Origin of the sequence: Neorhizobium fuzhouense, assembly GCF_042611105.1 — a bacterium.
Classification (GTDB): domain Bacteria; phylum Pseudomonadota; class Alphaproteobacteria; order Rhizobiales; family Rhizobiaceae; genus Neorhizobium; species Neorhizobium galegae_A.
The window spans coordinates 88,677-104,422 of the sequence record NZ_JBHFFP010000014.1; the positions used below are offsets into that span (position 1 = coordinate 88,677).

Here is a 15,746-nt window from a genome sequence, read left to right on the forward strand (position 1 = left end):
TGACAGACTCTAGGAAAGCCCTTCCTGCCAGGCCTGGTAAACGGTCCTGATACTGGGACGAAAACCCAGGCTGCGGGCGAGGGACGCATCGACATGCAGGTACCAGGGATTCGCGAGAGGCTCGGAATTCTGTGGCAATGTGGAACCGACTAAACCGGCAAGTTCATAGATGGAGGAGGGCGCCTCGTCGGCCAAATTGACGATGTGCCGATCGAGATCCCCCTTGAGCGCCAGCGTGATTGCTTGTGCGATATCACGATGGTGGATCGTGCTCATGCGTTGCGCCGGATGCCAAGTGCTGACGTGCTTAGGAAGAGATTGGAGATGTCCGTCACCCTCGCCATAGACGAAGGGGAAGCGAAGGATCGACCAATTCAACCCGCTTTCACGCAGCTCCCGTTCTGCTGCAACCTTGCTTGCGGGGTAGGCGTGTTGTGGATCGACCGGATCATCTTCCCGTCCCGGATGCGGATTGTCCCTGTTGTAGACATGGCTGGTGCTCGACATAATGAAGCGCGCATCGGGAGCATGGGCCTTCACGGCGGTGATCAGGTTGCGCGTCCCATCGAAATTGCTTTTCCAGATGAGGTCGGTGTCCTGCGTGCGGAAGACGGCCGCAAGATGCACGATAGCAGAAATCTTCGTGACGGCTTTCGCCAAGCTCGAAGGGTCGAGGATGTCGCCCGTAACGCCTGTTGCGCCCGCGGGGCAATCCTTGCCTGGCCGAAGCAGGACGCGGCAGGCAAAGCCGGTCTCGGCCAGCCGCGGGACAAGTCGCTCACCCACAAGCCCGGTGGCCCCGGTAATCAGTACGGTCATCCGCTCAATCCTTTCTCAACAGGGTCTGCAGTCTTTCTGTCGCTGCTTGGAGGACACGTATGGTCGTTGCCAGATCAGCCTCGTTAATTCCGCCGAAAGCAGCGTCGTGAATGAAAGAAAGATCAGGTAGCCGTCGCCATAGGGCCTCTCCCGTCGCCGTCAGCGTCAGCAGACGTTGTCGCTGATCGCCGCCATCCGCGGTCTGCACAACCAGATCCTTGCGGACGAGCGTTGCGATGATTCCGCTCAAGGTGGCGCGTTCGAGTTCCAGAGCGCGACCGAGGTCGCGTTGGACGGACGGGCCGTTGTTGACAAGATACCAGAGGACATACCACTGCGTGGACCCTAGATCGAAGGGTCGCAGCCGCTCGTCCATGAGAGCCCGACCGGCGAAATAGCACCGCTTGGACCAGTCGCCCACAGAGAGATTTTTGGTGTCCGCCTGATCCCGCATTGAGAACTCATTTGTTTGCTACCTAACGATAATTGCAAGGTAGCAAACGAATGTCAATTCGGGGAGAGGTGAGCCAGGTAAGACACAGCGATGTCACGATGGGCGCTATCGCCAGCGCTTCACATGTTCGATGAGTGCCCGGAGCTTCGGAGCGAGGTTGCGCCGACTTGGGTAATAAAGAAAAAAACCAGCAAACGGAGGGCAATAGTCCTGAAGGAGAGGCACCAACTGGCCGGATTCGACGTAGGGTTGGAAAGTGTCGTCCATTCCGAAGGTGATGCCGCCTCCGGCACAGGCTGTTCGGATCATAAGCCACATGTCATTGGTGGTGATTTGCGGGTCTACAGCCACATCGAAGTCGCGTCCATGCTGGCCGAATTCCCAACGATAGGGCGCGCTGGCTGGTGTTGGGCGCCAGCCTATGCAGCGATGCGCGGAGAGTTCAGAAGGATGTTCCGGCGTGCCGAAACGTTCAATATAGGACGGCGCGGCGAAGGCGCCTTGGCGCTGGTCGCCCGAAACCGGAACGGCAATCATATCCTGATCGATGACTTCGCCCAGACGTACCCCAGCGTCATAGCCTTCCGCGACAATGTCGAATTCCTCGTCTGTAACTGTTACGTCGATCTGAATGGCGGGAAAGGCATCCGCGAAACGAGCCAGAAGCGGACCGGAGATGAACTGCTCGGCGATGGATGACACCGCAAGCCTCAACAGTCCGCTCGGCGCGCTGTGGCGGTCCGTCGTCGCGTCGAGCGCCAGGCCAACTTCGGAGATCGCCGGCGCCACCCGCTGGTACAGTCGTTCGCCGGCCTCCGTGAGGCTGACGCTGCGCGTCGTGCGACGCACGAGCGCCACGCCGAGCCGATCTTCGAGACGACGGATGGCCTGGCTGATTGCTGGCCGCGTGACGCCCAGATTCTCCGCGGCCACACGAAAGCTGCGCGCTTCCGCGATTGCCAGGAAAACAGAAATGCCGTTCAGATCGATCGCCATTGGTTAAATTGATTTAACAGCATGGTCATCATTGGGCAAGTTGTTTGATCTTATCGAGCCGCCTACCTTGGTTTTCGCAACCAGGAGAGAGCTGACATGGCGCTTGATGATTATAAACTTCTTGGACGGTCGGGCTTGCGCGTTTCACCGTTAAGCCTGGGAACGATGACCTTCGGTTCCGAATGGGGTTGGGGTGCCGACGGCAACGAGGCGCGCCGCATTTTCGATCTTTATGTCGATCGAGGCGGCAACTTCCTCGACACGGCGGTCAACTACACCGATGGCGGTGCCGAACGCCTGCTTGGAACCTTCATCGCCGACAAGCGCGAGCGGATCGTTCTTGCGACCAAATTTACCATGGCACGCGATCCGGGCAACCCGAACTCGGGCGGCAACCACCGCCTGAACATGGTTCGCTCCGTCGAGCAGAGCCTGAAGCAGCTCGACACGGATCGCATCGACCTTCTTTATCTTCACGCATGGGACATGACGACCCGGCCTGAAGAGGTGATGAGGGCACTCGATGACCTCGTTCGTTCCGGGAAAGTGCTCTATCTCGGCATATGCAACACACCTGCATGGCGCGTTGCACAGATGCAGACCCTCGCCGACAATCGTGGCTGGTCTCCATTCGTGGCACTACAGATCGAGTACAGCCTCGTCGAGAGGACCGTCGAGCATGAGCTTTTGCCGGCAGCAGCGGCTCTGGGTCTCGGCGTGCTTCCATGGTCGCCGCTCGGCGGAGGCGTGCTCACAGGCAAGTATTCCCTTGCCGATGTCGAGGATTCGCAAGAGGCAGCCGTGTCCGCCACCCGCAAGGGGGTGATAGCGTCGTCGGGGCATCTGAACCGGCGTGCGATCGACATAGCGAACGAGGTTCGAACCGTCGCGGAAGAGGCCGATTCCACGCCGTCGCGTGTGGCGCTTGCCTGGACGCTGGCCAACCCGGCCGTCGTCTCCCCCATCTTAGGCGCGCGCACGCTTGCCCAGGCCGAGGACAATCTCAAGGCTCTGGATCTGGCGCTGACCCCGGAGCAACTGGATCGTCTGGACCGGATCAGCGCGCCAGTCCCCGTCTTTCCCGCCCGCTTCACGCAACGTCCCCTTGTCCAGCAACTGATCTTCGGCGGTGCGGCGGTCGAACGCCGTGACTGACCGTTCAAACGCGCGTCCTGTCGACGGTGCATCCGGTTTCATCACTCGTCGATAGGCCCCGCCAAGCCCTCAGCAACAGAAGGACCGATACCATGACCATTCTTCCGACACGCCCGCGGGTCGCCGGCGCGAGCCATATGGCTCTGATCACATTGGCATTGCTGTCGCTCGCCCTGCCGGGTCCAGCCATCGCCAACACCACGGCAACGCAGGTGCAGGCTGCCGACAGCGCCGCGGTCGAGCAAAGGAACAAGGCGATCGTCGATGCGGCCTTCCAAAAATGGCGTGGAGGCACCTATGTCTTTGCGGAACTCCTCGCCCCCGACGTCGTCTGGACAATTCATGGCTCGGGCCCGGTGGCCGGCACCTATCGCAACCAGACTGATTTCGTCGAACAGGCCTCTCGTCCCCTGACCAGCCGCCTTGCGACGCCGATCATGCCGCAGGTGCACGACATCTTTGCCGATGGCGACACCGTCGTGATCCGCTTCGACGGGACGGCGACGACGACGTCCGGCGCACCTTACCGCAACCAGTTCGTCTGGATTCTCAAGATGAAGGACGGCCTCGTCGTCAATGCGGAAGCCTTCCTGGATCTTGTTGCCTATCAACAGGTCGTGGATAACAACGCCCCGCGTTCCCCATGACCGATGCTGCGGTTCGGCAAACCTGCGCGTCTGCCAAACCGGCACCGCGCGCGTATTCGCGCCCTCACCAGACCGACAACAGCAACGCCTAAAGGAGCCAGACCATGCGACCGGCATTTGCAGCACTCGTCACAGCCACCCTTTCGTTTCAATCCGTAGAAGCACAGGAAACAAATTTGCAGCCGAACCATCCCTACGCCGGCATGTGGGTCACCGACGACAACCGTGTCCACCACGAACTTCTGCCGAACGGACGCTATGTCGAAGCGCGCGGTCAGCGCGAACGAGCCTATGAAGGCCGCTATGAAGTCGACGGGACGCATATCGAGTACTGGGACGATACGGGCTTTACCGCCGACGGCGATTTCGTCGATGCCAACACCTTGCACCATGGCGGCATGATCTTGCGTCGAAAGCCCGCGACACCCTGATAGATCGAACGAGCCTTCGCGCGCAATCGGGCCAGAGCGATGGCGCCGCAGGTTCTTCTCGATCCATCTGACAGGCCATGTGGCAGGGGCAGACCCCATGCACCCCTTCAAGAGCTTCGAACCACCTATCTGCCGGGGTCGCCTTCGGCCAGCAGAACACTGCCGCACCTGAAAATGAGGCTAGTTTTTAAGGGCGGCACGCGGGATGCAGATCTCCAGAACATCCCGCGCCAAAATCGCCTATCATCATCCGACATCCGGCTGGATGTGGTCTGGGATCGGGCAGACATAGGGTTCCCGGCTGATCTTTTCGGACCATTCCGCCTGGACCTTTGCCAGCAGAGCCGGCGAGGTCAGCAGATCGAGGCCGGTGGTCGCCAGTGCCTTGGCGGCGTGGATCATGGCCTTGTGGGCGCCGGGGCTGCGGCCCTGCGCCACGACCTGCCAGGTATGCGGATTGGTGCCGATGGCCCAGGTCGGAGCCCAGCACTGCGCGGTCGGGGTCACCCGGCTGACGTCGCCGACATCGGTGGAGCCGGCGCGGAAATGCGAGCGACCCTCGAAGTCGCGCAGGCCGAGATGCAGCGGGGTTGATCCGTCAATCTTCTCGTTGGAGAAGACGTCGCGGTCGATCTGGTAGAGCCGGAGACTGCTCCTGATGGCTTCACGCGTGAAGGTTGCCTGGATCCTGCGGGCAAAATCGAGATCGGCCTCATCGAAGGGAACGGGACCAAGCGATACCAGATTGGCGTGGATCGCCGCTTCCAGCGCCAGATTCGGCAGCAGGTTGGTGGCGGCCGTGTCAAACACGATCTCGACTTCCGTTCCGGTCATCATGGCGGCACCCTGCGCCACCTGGTTGACCCGCTCGGCAAGCGCCAGCGCCTGCGACATTTCGGGAGCACGCACCAGATAGAGGACCTCGGCCCTGGCCTGCACGACATTGGCCGCCCGTCCGCCGGCATCGGTGATGGCATAGTGCACCCGGCAATCCTGCGGCATGTGCTCGCGCAGGAAGTTGACGCCGACATTCATCAGTTCGACGGCATCAAGCGCGGAACGACCGAGATGGGCTGCATTGGCGGCGTGGGCGGCCGTGCCCTTGAACCGGTAGTAATATTCGAGAACGGCGAGATTGTTGGTCGAGCGCACCCCGTTGAAGGGTGCCGGATGCCAGGTGAGCGCGGCATCGACATCGGCAAATGCGCCCGCGCGCGCCATGAAGGTCTTGCCCGAGCCCCCTTCCTCGCCGGGGCAGCCGTAGTAGCGCACGGTTCCCGGCAGCTTGTGTTCGGCGAGATGCCGCGCCAGCGCGACGGCGGCAAGAAGCGATCCGCAGCCGAGAAGATTGTGGCCGCAGCCATGGCCGCTGGCGCCGGGTGTCTGCTCCGCCGGATAGTCCACATCCGGCTCCTGGCTCATGCCCGCCAGTGCATCATATTCACCGAGAAAGGCGATGACCGGCTTGCCCTCGCCGAATTCGCCGATGAAGGCGGTCTTCATGCCGGCAATGTCCTGGCGCACCGAAAAGCCGTTCTGTCTGAGCGCCCCGATCAACAGGTCGACGGAGCGGAACTCCTGGAATTTCAGCTCGGCAAAATCCCAGATCCGGTCGCTGAGCGTCACGATGTCGGGTGCAAGGCTGTCGATGGATCGGGTCAGCGCGTGGAGGGCGGGCATGTCGGGCATGATGCATCCTTGGGGAGACGGGATGGCGGGGAGCGGGGAAAGCAGGCTGTTGGCCATCCGGACAGGCGGATGGGTGCCGCCTGACGGTTGCGGCACCCTCATTTTTAGACAGGCTTACTTGTCGAAGGAGACTTCCCAGAGCCGCGCATTGGACTGCCAGACGGGCTGTCCCTTCAGCGACTTGGCCGCACCCCAGACATCGATCATGTCGTAGAGGAAGATGCCCGGCATATCCTGCAGCATGAGTTCATGGAACTCGTCGAAGATCGCCTGCCGCTTCTTGCCGTCGATTTCCGTGTAGGCGGCCTTCATCAGCGCGATCGCCTTCGGATTGTCCCACATCAGGGAGGCGTTCTTGTCCTTGTCGCCGGTGTAGAAGCTGTACATCAGCGCGGGATCGAGACGCGGGGCCACCGATTGCGAGATGATCTGGTAGTTGCCCGAGCGGCGGCGGTCCACCTGCGTGGCATAGTCCAGCACCTCGATCTGCACGTTGAGGCCAATCTGCTGCAGCATCGCCTGGGCGATGACGGCAGCGGGGAAGCTCGGGACATTGCCGCGCTTGTTGGCGATGATGCTGATCGGTTCGCCCTTGTAGCCGGAGGCCGCCAGTTCCTTCTTCGCGGCGGCCAGATCATGCGGCAGGCGTTTCTTCTGGATGTCGCTGAAATAGACCGAGTCCGACGAGACCATCGAGCCGTTCGGCTTGCCGGTTCCGTTCGACGCGGCGGCCACCAGTTCGTCGAGATCGAGCGCCATGGCCATGGCGCGGCGAACGCCCGGCTTGCCGAGCACCGGATCACGGGTCTGGATGTAGAACAGGTTCTTGCCGTTGTTCTGGGAGATGATGACCTTGGTCTTTTCGCTCTTTTCGAATTCCGGGATGAGATCGGGAGAAATTTCCGCCGTGTCGAGCACGCCCGATTGCAGGCCGGCCTTCACCGTGGAGGCATCCGGAATGACCATGAACTTGATGCCATCCGCCAGTGGCCGTTTGGAGCCCACCATGCCATCCGGCTTGCCGTCATTGGCCGGCGAGACATAACCGGCAAACTTGCTGAGGTGGATGTATTCGCCCTTCTTCCATGCGTCCCACTGGAAGGGGCCGGTGCCGATCGGCTTGTCGAACGAACCGTCGGCCGCCAGCGATTCCCGCGCAATGATGCCGGTATAGCCGCATTCCGGGCGGGACATCAGGCCGAGGAAGACGGCAGAAGGCTTTTCCAGCGTCATCACCACCGTCGTGGCATCGGTTGCCTGGATGCCGGTCACCTTCACGGTGCCGCTGCCATCGAAGTCCTTGATGCAGGTCCATTTGGTGGCCGGATCCATGTAGCGGTTCCAGTTCCAGACAACCTCGTCGGCGGTGAGGGCCTTGCCATTGTGGAATTTCACGTCCGGGCGCAGCTTGAAGGTGTAGGTCAGGCCATCGGCGGACATGGCAATGCTTTCAGCCAGCAGCGGCTTCACTTCGCCATTGTTGGCATAGCCCACCAGCCCCTCGACGATGTGAAGGATCACGCCGTCGGTATTGCCGTCACGGTTGACGCCGGGATTGTTGCTGCGCAGGTCCGAACTCTGGGCAATGACAATGTCGCGGGCGACGGAGGCCGAGGTCAGCGCCATCAGAATGGTGCCGGCCAGAAGTAAGCTTTTCATGTGTTCTACCCTCTCTGTTGTTCGTTGTTCCGGAAATGTCAGGCGTGAAAGCCGTCCCAGCAGATGCGGGACAGGCGGCCGATGGTTTCGAGCGACAGCGTGTAGCCCGGTGTTCCATCCGCCATTTCCTGGGGCACCGCGTCGGTGAAGGCGGCGATGATGTAGAAGGGCTTTCCGTCGCGGTAGACGATGCCGGCATTCATTCGTCCGCGCTTGCCGGTGCCGCCCTTGTGCGCGACCACGGTGCCGAAGGGCAGGCGCGACGGAATGGCGTAGCGCAGGATCTGGTTTTTCAGCGTCTGCAGGGCATAGGCCGCAAGCTCTGGCGTCACGCCGAGCCGTTCGGCTGCGGCAGCCGAGGTCTGCGCGTCGAGGATCCACTCAAGCAGCAGCATCTGGTCGCGCGCAGTGGTGGTGGTCACCGATTTCAGGGCGTGATCGGGCGACAGGGCAAGCGGCGGGATGAGAAAACGGTGATGCGTACCGCTCATTCCGATCGCCTGGCAGTAGGCGTTCACTTCCTCCAGCGTCAGGCGTTCGAACACCATCTTGGTGCAGACATTGTCGGAGAGCACCATCATGCCGGTGATGGCATCGCGCAGCGAAATCACGATGCCCGGCGTCAGGTAGCGGAACATGCCGCTTGCCACCTCTTCGGCGAAGCGCGCCTCATAGGTAATGCGCTCATCCAGATCGAGCCTGCCATCGCGGACGGCTTTCAGCGCCGCCATCATGATCGATGTCTTGCGGGTGCTGGCGGACGGGGTCTCTTCGTCCGCGCCACGCTCGAAGGTTTCGCCGGTGACAAGATTGCGGATGGCAAAGCGCGTGACGAAGGGGTGCGCGTCGCAGACCACATTCAGCCGTTCGGCCACGGCGGTGTTCTCGATGGTTGTGGTATCGGTCATGGTCAGGTCTCCAGGCGCCACTTCAGGCGGACGCCGCCGGTCTCGTTGAGATCGAGTGCGGGAATGGCCGAGAGCAGGCGACGGGTGTAAGCCTGTTTCGGGGTGTCGAAGATCGTGTCGCGGTCGCCTTCCTCGATGATGCGCCCGTCCTGCATCACCACCACCCGGTCCGCCACCTGTTCGACCACGCCGAGGTCATGACTGATGAACAGGCAGGAAAAGCCGTAGCGTTTCTGCAGGTCGGAAAAGAGCGTCAGCACCTGGGCGCGAACGGTGACGTCAAGCGCCGAGACCGGCTCGTCGGCGATGAGGAAGCGGGGACGACGGGCAATCGCGCGTGCAATCGCCACGCGCTGCCGCTGGCCACCGGACAGTTCGTGCGGATAGCGCAGCGCATAGTCGGCGCCGAGCCCGACCTCCTCCAGCGTCTCATAGGCTCGCTTCCTCTTGGCGGCCCTGTCGATGCCGGGCACCAGACGCAGCGCCTCCTCTACCAGCGCTAGGATCGTCATGCGCGGGTCGAGCGACGAATAGGGATCCTGAAACACCATCTGGCAGTTGCGGCGATAGTCCTGCCAGTCGGCATCCCGCCGCCGGCCTTCGAACAGGATCTCGCCGCCGCTTTCCCGCACGAGGCCGGCAATGGTGCGTCCGAGCGTGGTCTTGCCGGAGCCGGAGCCACCGACCAGCGCCACCACTTCGCCAGCATGAATGTCGATGGAGACCCCATGCAGGGCCCGCTTGGGCGCCCCCTTCTTGAGAAGCGACTTGCGGCCAGGATAGTCCACCACGATGTTGCGCGCCGAGACAACCGGCGCCGAGGCGGTCCCGATCGTCCGCGCCGCACCGCGGATCGGCAGAGAGGAGAGCAGCTTGCGGGTATAAGGGTGCTGCGGCCGTTCGAGGATGTCCTCGGTGCTGCCGGCTTCGACGATCCGGCCCTTTTCCATGACGACGATGCGGCTTGTGTAGCGGGCCACCATCGGCAGGTCATGGCTGATCAGAACCACCGCGGTTCCTTCCGCCTGCGTCAGTTCCACCATCAGTTCCATGACGTCGCGCTGCACGACGGCATCGAGCGCCGTGGTCGGTTCGTCGGCGATCAGCAGGGCCGGCTTCAGGAGCATGACGGAAGCGAGCATGATGCGCTGGCGCATGCCGCCGGAAAACTCGTGTGGATAGGCGGTCAGCGCCCCTTCCGGATCGCGGATACCGACACGGTGCAGCATGGCGAGGATCTTGGTGCGTCGCTCGTCCGGCGTCGCCCGGCTATGCAGGGCAAGACCTTCCTCCAGCTGCCGCCCGATGGTCATGGACGGATTGAGCGAAGTCATTGGTTCCTGGAAGACGAGACCGATTTCGGCGCCGCGCATGCTGCGCAGATCCTTGTCGCTCATGGCGGTCACGTCACGGCCCTTGAAGATGATCTCCCCCGCCGTCTTGTGGATCACCGGCGGCAGCAGCGAGACGAGTGCCCGTGTCGCCAGGGATTTGCCCGAGCCGCTTTCGCCGACGATGCCGAAGATCTCGCCGGGCGCCACGTCGAAGCTGACATCGTTGACGACGGTGGCGTTGCGGCGGGCGATCTCGAGCGAGAGATTTTTGACGCTGAGAAGCTTTTCCTGTGTCATTTCAAACCTCTCATGCGGGGATCGAGCTTGTCGCGCAGCGCATCGCCGAGCAGATTGATGCCGAGCAGGGTGAGCGCGATGCACAGGCCGGGAAACAGCCCGAGCCAGACCGCCTGTTCGAGGAAGGGCCGGCCGGCCGCCAGCATGTTGCCCCAGGTCGGTGCCGGCGGCGGCACGCCGAGGCCGAGGAAGCTGAGTGCGCTTTCCGACAGGATGGCCCAGCCGAACATGGAGGTGGCGAGAACGGTGATCGGCGCCAGGCAGTTGGGCAGGATATGCCGCAGCATGGTGTAGATCTCGCCGTTGCCCATCACCCGTGAGGCCTCGATGAACTCCCGCTCGCGCAGCGACAGCACGGCGCCGCGCACCACACGCGCCATGGAGGGCGTGTAGGCAATGCCGAGCGCGAAGATGATGCCGTACTGGTTGGCGCCGAACACGGCGAGCAGGCCCAGCGCCAGCAGGATGCCGGGAAAGGCGAGAAGCGCATTGTTGATGGCCATGATGACGCCATCGATGACGCCACGGGCATAGCCGCTGATCAGGCCGATCAGGGTGCCGGCGATGACCGCGAAGCTGACCGTCAGGCCGCCGATCCACACGCTGGCCTGGGCGCCGATCATCAGGCGGCTCAGCACATCACGCCCGAACTCGTCGGTGCCGAGAAGATGCTGGGCCCCGGGGGCTGCGAGGCGTGCGGTGAAGCTGAGCTTCATCGGATCGAAGGGTGTCCAGAACAGGCTGGTGGCTGCGACGATCAGGAGAGCGGCAATCAGGATGCCGCCGATCAGGCCGTTGAGAGACAAGAACTTCATTCGGCCACCACACGCGGATCGAAGAGGGGATAAAGCAGGTCGACGATCAGGTTGACGACCACGTAGGAGAGCGCGACCAGCAGCAGGCAGCCCTGAATGACCGGGTAGTCCCGCTGGAAGATGCTGTCGACCATCAGCCGGCCAAGACCCGGGATGGTGAAGACCGTTTCGATGACGGCGATGCCGCCGAGCAGGTTGCCGAGGATCAGGCCGATCATCGTCCAGGTCGGGCCGAAGGCATTCTTGAAGGCGTGCTTCCACAGCACTGCCTGTTCCGAGAGGCCCTTGGCGCGGGCATGGGTAATGTAGTCCAGGCGCAGCACCTCCAGCGTGGAGGCGCGTGCCATGCGGATCAGCACGCCGGATTCGTGGATGACCAGCGTCATGATCGGCAGAACCAGATAGAGCAGTCCGCCCACGATGTTGTCGCCGATCGAGACATAGCCGAGCACCGGCAGCCAGCCCAGTTTCAGGCCGAAGAACAAGAGCAGCAGCAGGCCGAGCCAGAAGGTGGGGATGGACAACAGCACCGTTGCCGTGCCGACAAGGGCAAGGTCTGTGACGCTGTTCTGCCGCCATGCGGCAATCACGCCGGCGGGAACCGCGATCAGGCTTGCGAGGATGACGGCGACCACCACGATTTCGGCCGATACCATGAAACGCGACAGAACGAGCGGCAGGACCGCTTCCTTGCTGACGATCGAATGGCCGAAATCGCCGCTCAGCACATTGCCGCTCCAGACGAGGAACTGCTGCGGCATGGACTTGTCGAGCCCGAGATCGCTGCGCATCGCGGCTATCTGGTCCGGTGTTGCCATGTCGCCCAGCATCAGGGCGGCCGGATCGCCCGGAATAAAGCGGATCAGTGCGAAGACCGTGACAGCGACGATCACAAGCGTAGGGACCGCCATCAGCAGGCGGTGAAGTATGAAACGTATCATCGGTTCCCCTGAACGCGATTGGCGGGGCCGGATCTGACAAAGTCACCGGCTGTTTATGCTGAGACTATGAAGGTTGATGAAAAATGGCGCAATATTATGCGCTTTTGTCATATGTTGATGCGGATTCCGGGCAGTCTGACCGCCCCTCGCGGCAATCTGCGGACGCGGTGCTTCAGGTCGCGGGAGTCTGTTGCTGCGAAATGGCGATCTGGCGCTTCAGCGTTTCCATCAGCGCCTTGGCAGCCAGAGAGGAGGAGGTGCCGGAAGGCGTCGCCAGTGCGAAATCCTGGGTCGTCACCGGCACGAAGGGCCGTTGCACGATGGGAAGATGGCGATAGAGGTTGGCGAAGAAACTGCTGAGGATCGCCACCCCAAGCCCGTGCGCCACATAGGCGCAGGCCGAACTGTTGGTATGCGTCTCGATCTTGACGTTCTGCTTCACGCCGGCGCGCTGGAAGGTCTGATCGAGCAGCATGCGGGTCGGCCTCTGGCGTCCGATCAGGATCAGCGGCACGCCGCGCAGATCCTTTGGCGTGATCTCCAGGAGGCTGGCGAGCGGATGATCCTGCGGTATCACGCAGACGCCGGTGCCCGTTGCCACGATCTCCATGTCGATGCCGGGCGGCACCTGGTCCTCATGGCGGAGGAAGCCGAAATCGATGACCTTCTGCTCCACCAGCCGGGCGATGTTCGAGGTCGTCTCAAAGAAGGTTTCGATGCGAACCGTGGGATAGTCGCGGGCATAATCGACCAGCATGGCGGGTGCGAAATTTTCCCACATGCTGCTCGGCAGGCCAAGGCGCACGACTTCCGGCCCCTTGGCGCCGCTGCGCAGATCCTCCGCCAATCCGGAAAAACGGTTCAGCCCGAGAAGAATGGTCTCGGCATCGCGGGCCAGAATATGCGCTTCCGGCGTCGGGATCAGCCGGCCCTTGTCGCGTTCGAACAGACGGAGCGACAGATCCGTTTCCAGCTGCTGGAGAAGACGGCTGACGCCGGACTGGCTCAGTCCCATGCTCCTGGCGGTGGCAATCGTCGAGCCGGTGGCCAGCAGGGTTTTCAGCACTTCGAGCTGTCGGAAATTGATCATGGAGCGTGGGGACCTTCATGCCATGCCGTCAAGCGGCCTCTGCCTCTCATGCCCATTCGCGCAGATACTGCAACAGGGGTGCCGCCGATTTCGGCAGTGGCTGCCGGTCCGAACTGACGATGGCATAGTCGACGCCAAGCGCCGGCTCCAGCGGCACGAAGGCAAGCGGCAGCGTGGCATATTCCCGCGCCAGCAGCGCGCTGACGATGGCGATGCCCAGTCCCTCCGCCGCAAGCGCGCAGGCGCAGCCGACCGAATGGGCCTCGATGGCCGGCCGCTGGCGCAGCCCCTGCCGGTAGAACAGCGCTTCCAGTTCGTGGCGCACGGGCCGCTCGCGGTTCAGCAGGATGAGATCATGCGATTTCAACTCCGGCACCGTCAGGGCCTGCTGTCCGGCAAGCGGATGATCCCGGTGCATCACGCAGATGTTGCGCGACCGCATGACATGTTCCTCGCGCAGGCCGGCCGTGGGAGAGGGCAGCCGGGTGAAACCCAGATCCGCCTGGCCATCCGCCACCATACGCTCGATCGCCAGATAATTGCCGGAGGCGATCTCGATTCGCACCGGACCGTTGTCCGTAAGAAACCGTTTGATCAGGCGCGGCACCAGCGTCACCGAAAGGCTGGCGGGAAAGGCGAGCCGGAGCGGAATCTCCAGCGAACGCCCCTGTTCCAGTTCGCGGGCCGTCACCTTCAGCGCCGTCAGCCGGTCCGAGATCGCGCGGATTTCCGGGCCGAGCTGCAGGCCCTCGCGGGTCATCGACAGCCGGTTCTTATCGCGCTCGAAGAGGCGCACGCCGAGATAGACTTCCAGCTGGTGCAGAAGACGGCTGGCATTGGATTGCGAAATGCCGAGGTCTGCCGCAGCCGCGATGGTGGAGCCGGTTGCGGCAATCGCATCATAGGTCTGGATGTGCTTGACGCTGATCGTTATGTCGTTGTTCTGCCGCATGCCTGCTTCCTCAAACTGAATAGCACCACCCGCAATCTGCATAAGATTGCGCTGTCGGGCATCGCTGCCCATCAATGCGGCCCGAAACAGAGACTTGCAGGGGTTGGATGGAATGGCAACGGTTCTCGAGTTGATCGCAGCGCAGGTGGCGTCGCGCAACACGTTTTCCCCCGTCGCGCTGGCGCGGGCACGCGATGCGATCACGGATACGTTGGGCTGCATGCTGGCCGGCGCCGTGGACGCCGCGCCGCAGGCGGTGGCACGAGCCTTTGCCGGGGACATCGGCGCAGAGGGAGCATCGCCACTCGTGACCGGCGGCCGCGGATCGCCCCCGCTTGCCGCGCTGGTCAATGCCACGGCGGCGCATTGCCTCGATTTCGATGACAACTTCCATCCGGCCCGCGCCCATGCCTCCGCCGTGCTCGTGCCGGCGCTCCTGGCGGTCGCAACGGGCGATGCGTCGATCTCAGGCTATCAGCTCGTTGCGGCCTATCTTGTCGGCCTCGAGGCGCAGACCTCGGTTGGCTTCGGGGTCAATCCCTCCCACTACAACAGGGGCTGGCACGGCACCTCGACGGTGGGCTGCATCGGGGCCGCGGCCGGGGTTGCCTGCCTGATGGGGCTCGGTGCGGATCGCGTCGCGCAGGCCATGAGCCTGGCAGCCAGCATGGCCGCCGGCCCCAAAGGGCAGTTCGGAACGGCCGCAAAACCCTTTCATGCCGGCATGGCTGCCCGCAATGCGATCGAGGCGGCACTCCTCAGCCGCGCCGGGCTGACCGGCCGGCTGGATATTCTGGAGCGACCCCAGGGCTTTCTCGACCTGTTCGGTGGCGATCAGGCTGCCGGCTGGGCGGGTCTGCCCCTGGATGGAGCGCATGTCATCGAAACCCGGGGGCTGGTGACCAAGCTGCATCCCTGCTGCGCCTCCACGCATCGGGCGATCGATGCCGCCCTCGACCTTCAGACTGAGCACGGCTTCTCGCTTGACGAGGTCATCCGCATCGAGACGAAAGTGGGCCGGTCCGCCCGCGATAATCTCGCCTATCCAGACCCGGCCGACGAGATGCAGGCGCGCTTTTCGATGCAGTACTGCCTCGCGGTTGCTCTTTTGCAGGGCAGGCTATCGCTTTCCGACTTCACCCCGGATGCGGTGTCGAGATCTGCAGTGCGCACGCACATGGCAAAGATTGCCATGGACGCCTACAGTGCCGAGGAAGAGCGCGGTGTCGAGCGTCTGCCACACAAGGTTTCCATCACGCTGCAGGACGGCCGCATGCTGCACGCCGAGCGGCTTCACGCGAGGGGATCGATCGCCTGCCCGCTGACGGAAGAGGAAAAGCGTTCCAAGTTTACCGGTTGCCTGCGCTGGGGCGGGATCAAAAGCGACGAAATGCACGGCATCGTGGCTGCACTCGGTGATGCTTCGTCCGTCAGCGAAGCGCTGGCGGGGATGGTGTGGTAGCTATCGGTCGGAAAGGGAGGCCCAGACCGATTGTGACAAACGGCCCAGCTTATATCGGTGGCAAGCGGGCACTATGAGTGGAGGGGCAGGATCAGAG

15 protein-coding genes are annotated in these 15,746 nt (G+C 62.7%); 4 read left to right on the plus strand and 11 right to left on the minus strand.

All coding sequences use genetic code 11. The features are described from left to right. Positions 1-9: 9 nt before the first annotated feature. The 3 genes from ACEXP3_RS21520 to ACEXP3_RS21530 all read right to left on the minus strand — a co-directional run bounded on the left by ACEXP3_RS21520 (position 10) and on the right by ACEXP3_RS21530 (position 2,269). The gene (locus ACEXP3_RS21520) at positions 10-819 is read right to left on the minus strand and encodes an NAD-dependent epimerase/dehydratase family protein (RefSeq protein WP_377299229.1); all 810 of its coding nucleotides are present in this window, start codon (positions 817-819) and stop codon (positions 10-12) included. Positions 820-823: 4 nt separating this feature from the next. After that, complete coding sequence (locus ACEXP3_RS21525; protein WP_377299231.1) at positions 824-1,273, minus strand: MarR family winged helix-turn-helix transcriptional regulator; 450 nt, start codon at positions 1,271-1,273, stop codon at positions 824-826. Between the two features lie 105 nt (positions 1,274-1,378). Then, the gene (locus ACEXP3_RS21530; protein ID WP_377299233.1) at positions 1,379-2,269 is read right to left on the minus strand and encodes a LysR family transcriptional regulator; all 891 of its coding nucleotides are present in this window, start codon (positions 2,267-2,269) and stop codon (positions 1,379-1,381) included. Between the two features lie 96 nt (positions 2,270-2,365). Here ACEXP3_RS21530 and ACEXP3_RS21535 point away from each other — a divergent pair, with 96 nt between their 5' ends. The 3 genes from ACEXP3_RS21535 to ACEXP3_RS21545 all read left to right on the plus strand — a co-directional run bounded on the left by ACEXP3_RS21535 (position 2,366) and on the right by ACEXP3_RS21545 (position 4,502). Then, positions 2,366-3,424, plus strand: a complete 1,059-nt coding sequence (locus ACEXP3_RS21535; RefSeq protein ID WP_377299235.1) for an aldo/keto reductase — start codon at positions 2,366-2,368, stop codon at positions 3,422-3,424. A gap of 92 nt (positions 3,425-3,516) precedes the next feature. Further along, positions 3,517-4,071 (plus strand): nuclear transport factor 2 family protein, encoded by a 555-nt coding sequence (locus ACEXP3_RS21540; protein WP_377299237.1) that lies wholly within the window; start codon positions 3,517-3,519, stop codon positions 4,069-4,071. 104 nt (positions 4,072-4,175) lie between these two features. After that, positions 4,176-4,502, plus strand: a complete 327-nt coding sequence (locus ACEXP3_RS21545) for an Atu4866 domain-containing protein (protein ID WP_377299239.1) — start codon at positions 4,176-4,178, stop codon at positions 4,500-4,502. A gap of 246 nt (positions 4,503-4,748) precedes the next feature. Here the strand turns inward: ACEXP3_RS21545 and ACEXP3_RS21550 are convergent, their stop codons facing one another. The 8 genes from ACEXP3_RS21550 to ACEXP3_RS21585 all read right to left on the minus strand — a co-directional run bounded on the left by ACEXP3_RS21550 (position 4,749) and on the right by ACEXP3_RS21585 (position 14,187). After that, the gene (locus ACEXP3_RS21550; protein ID WP_377299241.1) at positions 4,749-6,191 is read right to left on the minus strand and encodes a M20 family metallopeptidase; all 1,443 of its coding nucleotides are present in this window, start codon (positions 6,189-6,191) and stop codon (positions 4,749-4,751) included. 114 nt (positions 6,192-6,305) lie between these two features. Further along, a complete protein-coding gene (locus ACEXP3_RS21555) occupies positions 6,306-7,850 on the minus strand; it encodes an ABC transporter substrate-binding protein (RefSeq protein ID WP_377299243.1) in 1,545 nt (514 codons plus the stop codon). Between the two features lie 38 nt (positions 7,851-7,888). Further along, positions 7,889-8,758: a serine hydrolase gene (locus ACEXP3_RS21560; RefSeq protein WP_142881201.1), complete on the minus strand. Its 870-nt coding sequence runs from the start codon at positions 8,756-8,758 to the stop codon at positions 7,889-7,891. 2 nt (positions 8,759-8,760) lie between these two features. Beyond that, entirely contained in the window at positions 8,761-10,389 is a 1,629-nt protein-coding gene (locus tag ACEXP3_RS21565) for an ABC transporter ATP-binding protein (RefSeq protein WP_377299246.1), read from the minus strand. Then, entirely contained in the window at positions 10,386-11,204 is an 819-nt protein-coding gene (locus tag ACEXP3_RS21570) for an ABC transporter permease (RefSeq protein WP_377299248.1), read from the minus strand. Before ACEXP3_RS21570 ends, ACEXP3_RS21565 begins: the two co-directional genes overlap by 4 nt. Next, positions 11,201-12,145, minus strand: coding sequence for an ABC transporter permease (locus tag ACEXP3_RS21575; RefSeq protein ID WP_377299250.1), 945 nt, complete (start codon positions 12,143-12,145; stop codon positions 11,201-11,203). The genes ACEXP3_RS21570 and ACEXP3_RS21575 overlap by 4 nt, the downstream gene beginning before the upstream one ends. A 172-nt stretch (positions 12,146-12,317) precedes the next feature. Beyond that, positions 12,318-13,232 (minus strand): LysR family transcriptional regulator, encoded by a 915-nt coding sequence (locus tag ACEXP3_RS21580; protein ID WP_377299316.1) that lies wholly within the window; start codon positions 13,230-13,232, stop codon positions 12,318-12,320. Positions 13,233-13,281: 49 nt separating this feature from the next. Beyond that, positions 13,282-14,187, minus strand: coding sequence for a LysR family transcriptional regulator (locus ACEXP3_RS21585; RefSeq protein ID WP_377299252.1), 906 nt, complete (start codon positions 14,185-14,187; stop codon positions 13,282-13,284). Positions 14,188-14,299: 112 nt separating this feature from the next. Here ACEXP3_RS21585 and ACEXP3_RS21590 point away from each other — a divergent pair, with 112 nt between their 5' ends. After that, positions 14,300-15,649, plus strand: a complete 1,350-nt coding sequence (locus ACEXP3_RS21590; protein WP_377299254.1) for an MmgE/PrpD family protein — start codon at positions 14,300-14,302, stop codon at positions 15,647-15,649. Positions 15,650-15,746: the final 97 nt, after the last annotated feature.

Excerpts from the sequence above, each read along its gene's own strand:
- ACEXP3_RS21520 (WP_377299229.1), bottom strand. The coding sequence starts at position 819 with ATGACCGTACTGATTACCGGGGCCACCGGGCTTGTGGGTGAGCGACTT.
- ACEXP3_RS21525 (WP_377299231.1), bottom strand. The coding sequence starts at position 1,273 with ATGCGGGATCAGGCGGACACCAAAAATCTCTCTGTGGGCGACTGGTCC.
- ACEXP3_RS21530 (WP_377299233.1), bottom strand. The coding sequence starts at position 2,269 with ATGGCGATCGATCTGAACGGCATTTCTGTTTTCCTGGCAATCGCGGAA.
- ACEXP3_RS21535 (WP_377299235.1), top strand. The coding sequence starts at position 2,366 with ATGGCGCTTGATGATTATAAACTTCTTGGACGGTCGGGCTTGCGCGTT.
- ACEXP3_RS21540 (WP_377299237.1), top strand. The coding sequence starts at position 3,517 with ATGACCATTCTTCCGACACGCCCGCGGGTCGCCGGCGCGAGCCATATG.
- ACEXP3_RS21545 (WP_377299239.1), top strand. The coding sequence starts at position 4,176 with ATGCGACCGGCATTTGCAGCACTCGTCACAGCCACCCTTTCGTTTCAA.
- ACEXP3_RS21550 (WP_377299241.1), bottom strand. The coding sequence starts at position 6,191 with ATGCCCGACATGCCCGCCCTCCACGCGCTGACCCGATCCATCGACAGC.
- ACEXP3_RS21555 (WP_377299243.1), bottom strand. The coding sequence starts at position 7,850 with ATGAAAAGCTTACTTCTGGCCGGCACCATTCTGATGGCGCTGACCTCG.
- ACEXP3_RS21560 (WP_142881201.1), bottom strand. The coding sequence starts at position 8,758 with ATGACCGATACCACAACCATCGAGAACACCGCCGTGGCCGAACGGCTG.
- ACEXP3_RS21565 (WP_377299246.1), bottom strand. The coding sequence starts at position 10,389 with ATGACACAGGAAAAGCTTCTCAGCGTCAAAAATCTCTCGCTCGAGATC.
- ACEXP3_RS21570 (WP_377299248.1), bottom strand. The coding sequence starts at position 11,204 with ATGAAGTTCTTGTCTCTCAACGGCCTGATCGGCGGCATCCTGATTGCC.
- ACEXP3_RS21575 (WP_377299250.1), bottom strand. The coding sequence starts at position 12,145 with ATGATACGTTTCATACTTCACCGCCTGCTGATGGCGGTCCCTACGCTT.
- ACEXP3_RS21585 (WP_377299252.1), bottom strand. The coding sequence starts at position 14,187 with ATGCGGCAGAACAACGACATAACGATCAGCGTCAAGCACATCCAGACC.
- ACEXP3_RS21590 (WP_377299254.1), top strand. The coding sequence starts at position 14,300 with ATGGCAACGGTTCTCGAGTTGATCGCAGCGCAGGTGGCGTCGCGCAAC.